The sequence below is a fragment of the Paenarthrobacter sp. AMU7 genome, from assembly GCF_041200195.1.
Classification (GTDB): Bacteria; Actinomycetota; Actinomycetes; order Actinomycetales; family Micrococcaceae; genus Arthrobacter.
Genome location: NZ_CP165735.1, coordinates 1973013 through 1986109 on the forward strand (window position 1 = coordinate 1973013; position 13097 = coordinate 1986109).

At 63.0% G+C, this 13097-nt stretch carries 12 protein-coding genes; 6 read left to right on the top strand and 6 right to left on the bottom strand.

From position 1 onward, the window contains the following. Positions 1-26: 26 nt before the first annotated feature. The gene (locus tag ABQM86_RS09035) at positions 27-527 is read right to left on the bottom strand and encodes a flavin reductase family protein (RefSeq protein ID WP_207597532.1); all 501 of its coding nucleotides are present in this window, start codon (positions 525-527) and stop codon (positions 27-29) included. Positions 528-637: 110 nt separating this feature from the next. Between ABQM86_RS09035 and ABQM86_RS09040 the strand changes: the two genes are divergently transcribed. The 3 genes from ABQM86_RS09040 to nrdR all read left to right on the top strand — a co-directional run bounded on the left by ABQM86_RS09040 (position 638) and on the right by nrdR (position 3218). Beyond that, positions 638-1171 (top strand): hypothetical protein, encoded by a 534-nt coding sequence (locus ABQM86_RS09040; RefSeq protein WP_369746423.1) that lies wholly within the window; start codon positions 638-640, stop codon positions 1169-1171. A gap of 4 nt (positions 1172-1175) precedes the next feature. Next, positions 1176-2540 carry a histidinol dehydrogenase gene (gene hisD, locus ABQM86_RS09045; protein WP_369746424.1) on the top strand — a complete coding sequence of 455 codons (1365 nt, stop codon included), beginning with the start codon at positions 1176-1178 and terminating at the stop codon, positions 2538-2540. 174 nt (positions 2541-2714) lie between these two features. After that, positions 2715-3218, top strand: a complete 504-nt coding sequence (nrdR, locus tag ABQM86_RS09050; RefSeq protein WP_089594513.1) for a transcriptional regulator NrdR — start codon at positions 2715-2717, stop codon at positions 3216-3218. Between the two features lie 86 nt (positions 3219-3304). Here the strand turns inward: nrdR and ABQM86_RS09055 are convergent, their stop codons facing one another. The 3 genes from ABQM86_RS09055 to map all read right to left on the bottom strand — a co-directional run bounded on the left by ABQM86_RS09055 (position 3305) and on the right by map (position 5834). Continuing rightward, the gene (locus ABQM86_RS09055; protein ID WP_207597131.1) at positions 3305-4072 is read right to left on the bottom strand and encodes an SDR family oxidoreductase; all 768 of its coding nucleotides are present in this window, start codon (positions 4070-4072) and stop codon (positions 3305-3307) included. 8 nt (positions 4073-4080) lie between these two features. Beyond that, entirely contained in the window at positions 4081-4884 is an 804-nt protein-coding gene (gene ppgK, locus ABQM86_RS09060) for a polyphosphate--glucose phosphotransferase (RefSeq protein ID WP_278251957.1), read from the bottom strand. Between the two features lie 71 nt (positions 4885-4955). Then, positions 4956-5834, bottom strand: coding sequence for a type I methionyl aminopeptidase (map, locus tag ABQM86_RS09065; RefSeq protein ID WP_207597133.1), 879 nt, complete (start codon positions 5832-5834; stop codon positions 4956-4958). Positions 5835-5942: 108 nt separating this feature from the next. On the opposite strand from map, the gene ABQM86_RS09070 reads away from it, so the two are divergent. After that, positions 5943-6107 carry an SPOR domain-containing protein gene (locus ABQM86_RS09070; protein WP_011774435.1) on the top strand — a complete coding sequence of 55 codons (165 nt, stop codon included), beginning with the start codon at positions 5943-5945 and terminating at the stop codon, positions 6105-6107. On the opposite strand, the gene panB is transcribed toward ABQM86_RS09070, so the two are convergent. Beyond that, complete coding sequence (gene panB, locus ABQM86_RS09075; RefSeq protein WP_369746425.1) at positions 6104-7009, bottom strand: 3-methyl-2-oxobutanoate hydroxymethyltransferase; 906 nt, start codon at positions 7007-7009, stop codon at positions 6104-6106. The two genes, ABQM86_RS09070 and panB, sit on opposite strands and share 4 nt — an antisense overlap. A gap of 190 nt (positions 7010-7199) precedes the next feature. Here panB and glnA point away from each other — a divergent pair, with 190 nt between their 5' ends. Beyond that, positions 7200-8540, top strand: a complete 1341-nt coding sequence (gene glnA, locus ABQM86_RS09080) for a type I glutamate--ammonia ligase (protein WP_026542529.1) — start codon at positions 7200-7202, stop codon at positions 8538-8540. 9 nt (positions 8541-8549) lie between these two features. Further along, complete coding sequence (locus ABQM86_RS09085; protein WP_369746426.1) at positions 8550-11561, top strand: bifunctional [glutamine synthetase] adenylyltransferase/[glutamine synthetase]-adenylyl-L-tyrosine phosphorylase; 3012 nt, start codon at positions 8550-8552, stop codon at positions 11559-11561. On the opposite strand, the gene ABQM86_RS09090 is transcribed toward ABQM86_RS09085, so the two are convergent. Next, positions 11558-13045 (bottom strand): arylsulfatase, encoded by a 1488-nt coding sequence (locus tag ABQM86_RS09090; RefSeq protein ID WP_369746427.1) that lies wholly within the window; start codon positions 13043-13045, stop codon positions 11558-11560. The two genes, ABQM86_RS09085 and ABQM86_RS09090, sit on opposite strands and share 4 nt — an antisense overlap. Positions 13046-13097 lie beyond the last annotated feature (52 nt).

The following is a 13097-nucleotide window of genomic DNA, read 5'->3' on the forward strand; positions in this document are numbered from 1 at the left end:
AGCCGCCAGTCAGGGATTCCGCCCCGTCAGATTTCGTAGTCGAGCGGCGCGGGCTTGCTGTAACCGCCGCTGTGGTACAGCAGGGGAGTGCCGTCGTCGCCTACTTGGCCATCGATGACCTCCACTACTACCACTGCGTTGTTCTCGAACGAGAGCCGCATCTGGATCTTGCCCACCAACCAGCCACTGACATCCTTGAGAATCGGCACATCGTGGGGGCCAGGTTCCCAATGGTCGCCTTCGAACCGGTCACGTGTCCGTGCGAAACGGTTGGCGAGGGCTTGGTTCTCAAGCCCCAGCATGTGGACACCGATGTACTCGGCATTGGCTACGGCCGGCCACGAACTGGAGCTCCTGGCCATGTTGAAAGTGAACCGGGGCGGCTCGGCGGACAGCGACGCCACAGAGGTGGCGGTGAAGCCGAAGGGCTTTCCGTTCAAGTTCGCCGTGATGATGGCAACCCCGGCGGCATGCCTGCGGAACATCTCCCGGAAAGTCTGGTCAAAGCCGGATGGTTCGCTTGTCACGTCGATGAATCTCCTGGACTGGGGGCTGACTCTCCCATCAGCGTATTCCTCCGGCGCTGCCGGGTCCTCATTTTGTTGAGCCTGCATGAACCTTTGTTAATGTGAGGGGTATGACCGAGCCAACCGTGCACGTACCTGCTGTTGCCGATCCGGCCCCGGCCGCTCCTCCCCGCAGTTTCAAGGAGGCTCTCTGGCTTGTCCTTCCGCTGGCCGCCGGCGTCCTTCTTGGAGTGCTCTGGTGGCTGTTGGCTCCGGGTGGGCTCAACCTGGTCTCCGGCAACCCCGCGCTTGCCGATGCAGTCAATCCCGAGTCCTGGCTTCCACGCGACCTGGTCCTGGCGGGGTTGGTACTCGTGGCGGGGTGCTTCACGGGGGTCATGCTGGACGGGAAACTGCAGGGCCCCTCCGTGGGGCGCCGATTGACCTTCGCACTCGTTGGCGGCGCGATGGGTGGCATTGTGGCGTGGTTGGTTGGCTTGCTGACCGCGCAGCTGTTTGGCCCGGCCCCCAACCCCGCACTGGGTCCGGGATATGGATTCACGCTCCGTTCCTTCGCTGTGCTGTTGCTGTGGCCGGCTGCGACGGCCTTCATCACGTTCGTCCTGGCGCTGTTCGGGGTTCTTTCCAAGAAGCCCGTAAAATAGCCAAGTGACCACTTCTTCGGATACTTCCGCCCGCCCCGCCGCTTCCCTCGATTTCCGGAGCATCGATTTCCGGGGCCGCCACCTTTCCTTGGCTGAGCTGCGTGCCGCAGTTCCCAGGGCGCGCCACCAGACCATGGCCGACGCCGAGCAGAAGGTCCAGGACATCATTACAGCCGTCCGCGGCCGTGGCTTCGCGGCCCTCGCTGAGCTGGCCAGGAAGTTCGACGGCGTGGAACAGTCCCACCCGCGGGTTCCGGCTGAGGCGCTGGACCAGGCCTTGGCCGGGCTGGATCCCGACGTCCGCGCTGCTTTGGAAGAGTCCATCAGCCGCGCCAGGCAGTTTGCGGAGCAGCAGCGCCCGGCCAATGTGGATGTTGCCCTGGCCGATGGCGCAGTCGTCAGCCAGAACTGGATTCCGGTGGGCCGCGTTGGGCTCTACGTGCCCGGCGGGCTCGCTCCTCTGGCCTCCTCAGTGATCATGAACGTGGTGCCGGCAGTAGCGGCCGGGGTTGAGTCGATTGCTCTGGCTTCCCCACCCCAGAAAGACTTCGACGGCCTTCCGCACCCCACCATCCTGGCTGCGGCAAAGCTGCTCGGCATTGATGAGGTCTATGCCATCGGCGGTGCGCAGGCGATCGTTTCCTTCGCCTACGGAATCCCGGGATCCGCGGACGAGCTGCCCATTGAACCCGTGGATGTGGTGACCGGCCCCGGAAACATCTTCGTTGCCACGGCCAAGAGGCTCGTCAAGGGCGTGGTGGGCATCGACTCAGAGGCCGGTACCACCGAGATTGCCATTCTTGCCGACTCCACGGCACAGGCCCCCCTCGTGGCCGCCGACCTCATCAGCCAGGCAGAGCACGACCCCAAAGCAGCTTCAGTCCTGGTGACGGACTCCGCTGACCTGGCTGACGCCGTCGTGTCTGAACTGGCACGGCAGGCTGCCGTCACCAAGCACAGCGCCCGGGTTCTGGAGGCGTTGTCCGGGCCGCAGTCCGGTGTGGTGCTGGTGGATGATCTCGAACAGGGGATCGCGGTCTGCAATGCCTATGCAGCTGAACACCTGGAAATCATGACGGCGGATGCTGCGGCTGTTGCGTCGCGGATCCGTAACGCCGGCGCCATCTTTGTGGGTGACTACAGCCCCGTCAGTCTGGGTGACTACTGTGCCGGATCCAACCACGTACTGCCCACCAGCGGAACAGCGGCCTTCTCTTCAGGCTTGAATGTCACCACGTTCCTCCGTGCCGTTCAGGTGATCAACTACAACCGTTCGGCGCTGGAACAGGTCAGCGGCCACATCGTGAGCTTGTCCGGTGCCGAAGATCTCCCCGGTCACGGCGACGCGGTCCGGATCCGCTTTGCGTAGCCCACTTAACCACTACATATAAGGGTGCCCACTACTACATGTAGTAATTACACGCTTGTCATTACGTAGTGAACAAACGTAAACTGGTGCCGGAAGTTAAACTTCCGGCACCTTTTGCGTCCCCGGCAACCCGCCGGCTCCGTTCCGTGCCGGAACTGTCAGGGGAGGCCCAGCGTGTATTGTCCGTTCTGCCGGAATCCCGACTCCCGTGTCGTTGACAGCCGCATGGCCGACGACGGCTCTTCCATCCGCCGCCGCCGTCAGTGCCCTGAATGTGGCCGTCGATTCACCACCGTGGAGACCACCAGCCTTTCCGTCATCAAACGGTCCGGAGTCGGTGAGCCCTTCAGCCGGATCAAGGTCATCAGTGGTGTCCGCAAGGCATGCCAAGGACGCCCGGTTACTGAGGACGATCTCGCCATGTTGGCGCAGGAAGTCGAAGAAAACATCCGGTCCTCGGGTGCGGCGGAAATTGACGCGCACGAGGTCGGTTTGGCCATTCTTGGCCCGCTGCGGAAGCTGGACGAGGTAGCCTACTTGCGCTTCGCCAGCGTCTACCAGGCTTTTGAGTCCCTGGAAGACTTTGAATCGGCCATTTCACTGCTTCGCCACGAGCATGAAGAGCATGCGAAGGCCGGGGCAAAAGAAGCCAAGGGTTCAGAGAAGAGCCCACTCTAGCTCCGGTGGCGGTGCGGAGGGGAAGCCGCACCCGCCACCGGCACCAGGACCGGCACACGCCAGGGTGAGCGTTTCCGGCACGCTGGTCAGCGGCCTCCAGAAACAGGAAGCACAGCTCCGGTAATGTACCCGGCCTCGGCGGACGTCAGCCACAAGACGGCCGCCGCCACTTCTTCGGGTTCAGCCCCGCGCCCCATGGGAATGGTGGGGTTCAACCTTTCCACCCGGTCCGGCATGCCTGCGGCGGCATGCAATCCTGTGTTGGTGCTGCCGGGGGCCACCGCGTTGACCCGGATGCCCTGTTTGGCCACCTCGGCCGCCAAACCAACCGTGAGGACATCTACAGCGCCCTTCGTGGCAGCGTAGTGGACCCAGGTTCCAGGCGAGCCCGCTTTGGTGGCGGTTGACGAGATATTAACGATCGATCCGCCACTGCCGCCGTTGTCGGTGGAGAGCCGTCGAACAGCTTCCTGGCACATATGGATCATCCCGGATACGTTGACGTCAACAACCCGTTGAATGGTCTCGGCCGGTACGCCCACCAGGGGGCCGATCAGGTTGCCGGTGATGGCCGCGTTGTTGATAACGGCGGTCACCTGACCCAAGGCCGCGGCTTCGTCGAACAAACGCACGACGTCGGCGGGGCGGCTGACGTCGGCCTGGACGGCCAGTGCCCTGCCGCCCAGTCCGATGATGTCCTCAGCCACGTTTTTAGCTCCTGCGCTGTCCTCGGAGTAGTTGACCACCACTGCATATCCTGCGCGCGCCGCAGCGTGGGCCACGGCAGCTCCGATGCCTCGGCTGGCCCCCGTGACGATAACCGTTCCGACTCCCGGAACTGTGTCCTCAGCCATCCTGCGGACTACTTGGTGAGCTTGTGGTGCAAAGCGACCTCAAGCGCTGCGCCGACAATACCGGCGTCGTTCTTCAGTTTCGCAGTCACAATCTTGGTGCGCAGGTCCAGGTGCGGGAAGTACTCATCGGAGCGCTTGGAGATTCCGCCGCCCACAATGAAAAGTTCGGGGGAGAACAGGAACTCAACGTGCTGGAGGTATCGGTTGAGCAGGACGCCGTACTCGTCCCAGCTCAGGCCATCGCGTTCACGGGCTACGGCGGAGGCCTTGGTCTCGGCGTCGTGTCCATCCACCTCAAGGTGGCCCAGCTCCGCGTTGGGGACCAACTGGCCGTTGAAGATGAAAGCAGAGCCAATTCCGGTTCCCAGAGTGATGACCAGGACCGTTCCATCCACGCCTTCGCCGGCTCCGTAGCGGGCTTCAGCCAGACCGGCTGCGTCGGCGTCGTTGATAACCTCCACGGGTCGGCCAAGACGCTTGGTAAACCTTGCGTCGATGTCAGTACCGAGCCAGGTCTTGTCCACGTTGGCAGCTGAGTTGACCACGCCGTGCTGGATGATGCCGGGGAAGGTCACACCCACCGGGGAGTCTGCAGCCGGGGCGTCCGGGCGGCTGGACAGTTCTTCGACGATCTGGGCTACAACCTCGGCTACTGCCTCAGGAGTTGCGGGCTGGGGTGTGGGAACACGGAAGCGGTCTCCAATCAGCTTGCCCTTTTTCAGGTCGACGATGCCGCCCTTGATGCCGGTGCCACCGATGTCGATACCGATCAGCGGTGCGTTCTTGTGGGTCTTCTCATCCTTCTTGGACAATGCAATTCCGATCATGGCAGGAGGGGATGGGCATGGCGCAGCCGCCCGGGCTGCTGGACCTTCCGACGAGCTCAGGGAAGGGTAAGGATTTCCGCGCCGGTCTCAGTGACCAGCAGGGTGTGTTCGAACTGGGCCGTGCGCTTGTGGTCCTTGGTAACGACTGTCCAGTCGTCGGCCCACATGTCCCATTCGATGGTGCCGAGCGTCAGCATGGGTTCAATGGTGAAGACCATGCCTTCCTCGATCACGGTGTTATACGCCGGGGCTGCGTCGTAATGCGGAATGATGAGGCCCGTGTGGAAGGCCTCACCCACACCGTGGCCAGTGAAGTCCCGCACCACGCCGTAGCCGAAGCGTTTGGCGTAGGACTGGATGGCACGGCCGATTACGTTGATTTCGCGGCCAGGGGCCACGGCCTTGATGGCCCGGTTGAGCGACTCCTGCGTACGCTCAACCAGCAGACGGGATTCCTCATCCACGTCGCCAACCAGGAAAGTGTAGTTGGTATCCCCATGGACTCCACCGATGAAGGCTGTGATGTCGATGTTCAGGATGTCGCCGTCCTGCACCACGGTGGAATCGGGGATCCCGTGGCAGATGACTTCGTTCAGCGAGGAACACAACGACTTGGGAAAGCCACGGTAGCCAAGCGTGGAGGGATAGGCCTTGTGGTCCAGAAGGAACTCGTGGCCGATTTTATCCAGGTAGTCCGTGGTGACGCCGGGCTCCAGGTGCTTGCCCACCTCGACGATCGCCTGGGCCGCGATCTTGCCGGCGATGCGGATCTTTTCGATGGTCTCCGCCGACTTCACCTCGGAACCGGTGAACTTGGCCGGCGCCTTCTTGCCGACGTACTCGGGCCGCGGAATGGAGGCCGGGACAGGCCGCTCGGGGCTGATGGTTCCTGGGGTGAGGGCGCCGATGGGTGCAGTCGAAGCAAGAGAAGGCATAGATTGATCATATAAGGCACACAAGAGACGTAAGTAACAAAGGGTGGCCGGGTTCCCGTGACCCCGCCAACGTTACGCGTCCAGCCGCCCAAGGACCGAGGAGGAGACGTGACGGAGTACTGGTACAACGTCAAGACGCACGAGATCGAAGAGGACGCCATGTCCGATTGGACCCAGCTGATTGGCCCTTACAAAACCAGGGAAGAAGCCGAACACGCCTTGGAAAAGGTTAAAGCCCGAAACGATGCCTGGGACGCCCAGGACGACGACTAGAAGGAATGCTCGGGTCCGGGAAACTGCCCGGACCTGACGTCCTCGCCGTAAGCGGCGGCTGCGTCGCGCAGGGTGGTGCGCAGGTCGGCGTATTGCTTGACGAACTTGGCCATTTTTCCTCCCCGCAGACCAGCCATGTCCTGCCACACGAGGACCTGGCCTGTGGTGGTGTTCCCGGCACCGATACCTACGGTTGGTACCCGCAACGCGGCATCGACGGCGGCCGCCGTTTCCGCCGGAACCATTTCCATGAGCACGCTGAAGGCTCCGGCGTCCTGCAGTGCGAGGGCGTCGTCCACGAGGCGTTGTGCGTCGTCTCCGCGGCCCTGGACGCGATAACCGCCCAAGGAGTGTTCGCTCTGCGGAGTGAAGCCAATATGGGCCATGACGGGGATGCCGGCCTGAACCATGGCTTTAACGGTGTCTGCGTAATAAGCGCCCCCCTCGATCTTGACAGCGTGCGCCAGGCCTTCCTTGAGGAACCGGACGCCGGTAGCAACTGCGTGCCCTGGCGAAACCTCGTAGCTGCCGAAGGGAAGGTCCGCCACGATCAGGGCCCTCTTGGCAGCCCGGCTCACCGCCCGGGTCAGAGGCAGGAGCTCGTCCACAGTGACGGGCAGGCTCGTCTCGTTGCCAAAGACGTTGTTGGATGCCGAGTCTCCGACGAGGAGGACTTCGATTCCTGCCTGGTCAAAAATCTCTGCGGTGTACTGCTCGTAGGCAGTCAGCATGGCGAAGCGCCCGCCGTTGTCCTTGGCTTGCTGGAGGTGGTGGATCCTGACTCTGCTGAGCGGCTTACCTGCGCTTGAAGCGGGCGTCGTGGCAGCAGATGCCGGGCCGGTCCCGTAGGGTGCGGGAACTTCGGCGGGCGTGGTGGACTCAGGAAGGTTGCTCGGGGCCATGGGTAGAGCCTAAGGGGTGCCGACGACGCCTGCCACCAGTGTGCCAAGCGTCACTGAATGTAAACGCTGTGTTACGCGCAGGTACTGCTGCGGCATAAGCACCGAAGACTTAGTAGAGTGAAGGCTGAGTTGTCGTGGCTCCAAACCATTGGAACCAGCGGCATGGACACTGAATCGGAAAAGAGGCCCTATGGACCGCCAGCAAGAGTTCGTTCTGCGGACGATCGAAGAGCGTGACGTGCGCTTCGTACGCTTGTGGTTCACCGACGTCGTGGGTTCCCTGAAGTCGGTAGCGCTTGCGCCTGCCGAGGTTGAGGGAGCTTTTGAAGAGGGCCTTGGCTTTGACGGTTCAGCGATCGAGGGCCTTGCCCGCGTCTTTGAGTCCGACATGCTCGCCCAGCCGGATCCGTCGACTTTCCAGATCCTGCCGTGGCGCGGTGAGACGGAACAAACATCGCGCATGTTCTGCGACGTCCTGACCCCTGACGGTGAACCCTCCGCAGCTGACCCCCGCAACGTCCTCAAACGGACCCTGGCTAAAGCTGCGGACATGGGGTTCACCTGCTACACCCACCCGGAGATCGAGTTCTACCTGCTCAAGTCCAAGGACCTCGGCCCCGATGGCTCGCCGGTTCCCGTGGATGAGGGAGGCTACTTCGACCACGTTCCGGGCGGCGTTGCCCAGGACTTCCGCCGTACGGCTGTCACCATGCTCGAATCCGTTGGCATCTCCGTGGAGTTCAGCCACCATGAAGGCGGCCCGGGCCAGAACGAGATCGACCTCCGTTACGCGGATGCCCTGCAGACCGCTGACAACATCATGACCTTCCGTACGGTCATCAAGGAGGTCGCGCTCCAGCAGGGGACTTACGCCACCTTCATGCCCAAGCCCTTCACCGACCACCCCGGCTCCGGCATGCACACCCACTTCTCCCTGTTCGAGGGCGATACCAACGCGTTCTTCGAAGCTGGAGCTGAGTTCCAGCTGTCCAAGACGGCACGTCAGTTCATCGCGGGAATTTTGAAGCACGCTCCCGAATTCACGGCAGTCACCAACCAGTTCGTGAACTCCTACAAGCGGCTCTGGGGCGGCGGCGAGGCGCCGAGCTACCTGAGCTGGGGACACAACAACCGTTCCGCGCTTGTCCGCGTTCCGCTGTACAAGCCCGGCAAGGGCCAGTCGGCGCGTATCGAGTACCGCGGGATCGACTCCGCCACCAACCCGTACCTGGCCTACGCTGTCCTGCTGGGCGCAGGGTTGAAGGGCATCGAGGAAGGCTACGAACTTCCCGCTGCTGCGGAAGACGACGTCTGGTCGTTGACCACCGCTGAGCGCAGGGCCATGGGGCATGCGCCATTGCCGGCCAGCCTCCACGACGCCATCCGCGCCATGGAGGAATCGGAGCTTGTAGCCGAGATCCTGGGCGAGCAGGTCTTCGAGCACTTCCTGCGCAACAAGCGCGCGGAGTGGCAGGATTACCGCCTTCAGGTCACACCGTACGAGTTGCAGCGCAACCTCGGCATTCTGTAGGCAAGGCCAATGAGCCTTGCACGTCGGCTCATTTCAGCCGGTTTCAGTGATCTCGAAAAGGCAGAACGTTTCCTTACTGCCCCTGAACTTGAGGGTATTGACCAGGAAGCGCTCTTTGCCGGGCTCTCCATGTCCGCGAGCCCGGACACGGCCCTGCAATCGTTGGTCCGCCTTCTGGAGAAGAATCCAGGGCTGAAGAAGCTGGCTGCGGCGGAGCAGGACACCAGCGAGCCCATGTACCGTCTGTTGGGCGCTTCCGAGGCGCTGGGCGAGTTCCTCATGCGCCGGCCTGAACACCTGGATGTGTTCGAGGCCCGCGTCAGCCCGGAGCCCCTCCAGGCCTCCAGTGAAGAGCTCCGGGCCATGCTTCTCCGTTCCGTGAAAGCCGAGCCCGGAGCCCAGCGCCCTGTGGCCGGGATCACCGGTATGCCGGCCTACGCGGCACTTCGGAGTGCCTATCGACGCGGGCTGACCGAGCTGGCCATCAAGGATCTTTGTGCCGCATCGCCCCAGGACTTCATGCCGGCTGTCGGCGCCGAACTGGCCGACCTTGCTGGTGCCGCCATCGAGGCCGCCCTCGCCGTGTCCCGGGCCGAAGCGGCAGGACAGTACGCTGCCGCGGAGATCGCCGACGTCGGGCTTGCCGTCATTGGCATGGGCAAGTGTGGCGCCCGTGAACTGAACTACATCTCCGACGTCGACGTCATTTACGTCATTGAGGCGGGGGATCTGGAGGACGCCCGGGCGTCCACCATCGGTACTGCCCTGGCGTCCGGGATTTCCCGCGCGATTTCTTCGTCGGCGCCGGAGCCCGGGCTATGGGAAGTCGATGCCAACCTCCGTCCCGAGGGAAAGTCCGGACCGTTGGTCCGTACCTTGCCCTCCCACCTCAGCTACTACGCACGTTGGGCAGAAAGCTGGGAGTTCCAGGCGCTCCTGAAAGCACGCACCATTGCCGGCGACCGGGAACTGGGCCAGCGCTACGAGAAAGCGGTGGAACCGCTGGTGTGGGCCTCCGCGGGCCGCGAAGGGTTCGTCGAATCCGTGCAGGCGATGCGCCGCAGGGTCACCGATTACATCCCCGCGGCCGAGGAACACCGCCAGATCAAACTGGGGCGCGGCGGCCTTCGCGATGTCGAGTTCACCGTCCAGCTGCTGCAACTGGTCCACGGAAAATCCGACGAATCCCTGCGATGCAGGGACACCACGTCAGCCATTGCCGCACTGTCTGCCGGGGGTTACATCGGCCGCACGGATGCAGCCGCTTTCGACAACGCCTACCGGTACCTGCGTTTGCTGGAGCACCGGATCCAGCTTTTCCAGCTGCGGCGAACCCATCTCATGCCTGTGGCCGAGGACGCGCAGCGGTTCCTTGCCAAGGCCGTCCTGGGGCCTTTTTCGCTGGAACGGCCGCATCCGGACCAGCTGATGGCGACCTGGCAGAAGACCAAGAAAGCCGTGCGGGAGCTGCATGAGCGCATCTTCTACCGCCCCTTGCTCAATACTGCGGCCAAGCTGAGCAGCGAGGATGCCAAGCTCACCCCCGAGGCAGCCCAAGGGCGGCTTGCTGCCCTGGGCTACTCGGATCCGCAAGGGGCCATGCGGCACATTGAAGCGCTGACGGCCGGAGTCAGCCGGCGGGCGGCGCTGCAGCGGCAGCTTCTCCCCATTTTGCTGGGCTGGCTCGCTGAAGGCGTGGACCCCGACGCCGGTCTGCTCGCCTTCCGCAGGGTCAGCGAGGCCCTGGGCACGACACATTGGTATTTGGGTCTGTTGAGGGATTCGCAGGCGGCTGCGGAACGCTTGTGCCAGGTGCTGGCCAACTCCCGGCTGATATCGGATCTATTGGAAGTTTCCCCGGAGTCTGTGGCCTGGCTGGGCAGCGACAAAGAGCTGGTGCCCATCAGCTTCGAAGCCCAGTGGCAGGAGATCCGGTCCAAGCTTTCCCGCCACCCCGATCCCGAAAGTGCCATGCGGCTCATTCGCTTGATCCGGCGCCGCGAGATCCTGCGGACAGCGATCGCCGACAGTTCCGGATTGCTGGACCAGGACGCAGTTGGCCTTGCCCTGGCTGAAACCGACCGGGCCGCTGTCCTGGGGGCGCTTCATGTAGCCGAATCCGTCATTGCCGCCGATGGTCCTCTGAAAACCGATGTCCTGGTGGTCGCCATGGGGCGGCAGGGTGGACGGGAAATCGGTTACGGCTCGGACGCCGACGTCATCTATGTGCATCGCGCCCGTCCCGGGTTCTCTGACGCAGAGGCCCAGGAGCAGGCGACGGCGATCGTCGCCAAAGTCTCCAGCTTCCTCACCCAGCCGCTCAAGCCGGCCATCATGGCTGAACGTGTACTCATGGTGGACGCGGACCTGCGGCCCGAAGGCAAAAACGGCGCGATGGTCCGGTCGCTGGAGTCCTATGCGGAGTACTACCGTCGGTGGTCGCTTATTTGGGAGGCCCAGGCGCTGCTGCGGGCGCGTCCCATGGCCGGTTCCGATGAGCTGGCCGCCGATTTCGTCAAGCTTATTGACCCGATCCGCTACCCTCGGGAGTTGGCGGAGCAGGATGTGCGGGAAGTCCGTCGAATCAAAGCACGCGTGGAGTCTGAACGTTTGCCGCGAGGCGCCGATCCTGCGCGTCACGTCAAGCTTGGGCGCGGCGGGCTGAGCGACGTCGAATGGCTGGTGCAGTTGATCCAGTTGCAGCACGCCGGCAAGCATCCGGAGCTGAGGACAACTTCGACGCTTGAGGCCCTCTCCGCAGCGGAAAAACTGGACTTCATTGGACACGACGACGCTGCGCTCCTGCGGGATGCGTGGCGGTTTGCCAGCAGGATACGCTCAGCGAATGTGATCGTCACGGGACGGGCTTCTGACCTTCTGCCGTCTTCACGCAAGGACCTTGAGGCTGCGGCGCGCTGGTGTGGATATGCTCCAGGAAATGCCGGCCAGTTCGAAGAGGATTACCTGCGGCTCAGCCGGAGGGCCAGGGGAGTGTTCGAGAAGGTCTTCTACGGCAATTAGCCCTGGGGAAGCGCCGCCCCGGCCATTTCCCGGGCATGCCGCAACATGGAGACCACCGGAACCCCTGGCACCAGCGTGCCGTTGACCACGTAGCCTTCTTCACGGTCCCGGAGTGTCTCCACCATCCGATCCCGCCAGCGGTGCAGTTCAGCGTGGCTCGCGGGATCGTCGGCGAGGTTGAAGCGTTCCTGAGGATCGGCGTCGAGGTTGAACAGTTCTTCTGTTCCTCTTCCGGAACCCCAAATGTATTTGTGGTGCCCGTCGGTCAACCAGTGCAGGTTCTGGCCCCAATAGACATGTTCGCCGTGCAGGACGTCCCGGACGGATTGGGTATTCTCGCCGCGCACGAGGGGCGCAAGGGACTTTCCATCCACGGAGTCCGGGATGGGCAACCCGGCAAGATCCAGCAGCGTGGGCATGATGTCCCGCAGTTCCACCACGTGGTCCACTACGGTGCCCCGCGCTGCGTCCTGTGCTGCAGGTGAGTTGGCGATAATGAACGGTATGCGGGCGGATCCCTCGTAGGGCACGGCCTTGCGGAACATGTGGTGGTCGCCCATCATTTCCCCGTGGTCGCTGGTGAAGGCTATGACCGTGTTGTCATCGAGTCCGAAATCCGCCAGTGACTCCTTGATCCGGTTGATCTGCAGATCGATCTGCGCCATCAGGCCGTAGTACCCAGCCCTGGCACGGTGGACCACATGGTCCGGCATTCTGCCGTAGCTTGCTTGGTAGTCTCCGTCCCTCCGGTTCCCATCCCAGTGGTGCTCCCAATTGCCCACCACGGCCTCATACCCGGGAAGGCCGAGGTACTGCTCAAAAGCCCACGACGGCGGGTCGTACGGTGGGTGCGGACGGTGGAAGGAAAGGTAGAGGAAGAAGGGTTTCACGGGATCGCGGCGGTGCATCCATTCGATGGCCTGCGTGCCGATCCAATGCGTAGGGTGCAGGTTCTCTGCCTTGTCCCAGGGCCGGGCAACAACCGAGTTGCAGTTCACGCCGTGATCGAAATACTCTGCATCGGGGCTCATCCCCGGCTGCCTCCGGAGCCACGGCACGTAGTCATCAAACATGGCGAAATGCTGTTGGTGTTCCCGCCGCGCGTGATGAAGGTAGCCGTCATGGAGGACCACATCGTCGAAGCCGAGCCTTGAGCGTTCGGGCCACACATGCATCTTGCCGATTGCTTGGGTGTGGTATCCGCCCTTTCTGAACTCGTCCTGTACTGTCACCGGGTGGACAGCGTGAAACGGTACGCCGTCGTTGTACCCCACCCGTCCGTGGCGTTCCTGGGACTGTCCTGTAAACAGGGCCGCGCGGGCAGGGACGCAGGATGGCGTAGCAGAATAGCCTTTGGAGAACCGCACGCCGCTTCGGGCGAGTTCGTCGAGATGGGGTGTTTCGACGTAGGGATGGCCGTCCGAGGACAGGCAGTCGCCCCTCCATTCATCCACGCAGATCAGAATGACGTTCGGCCGGTTCATGGAGAGGTTCCTTCGACGTAGGGAACAGTTGTGACAACACTAGTAGGAAGAC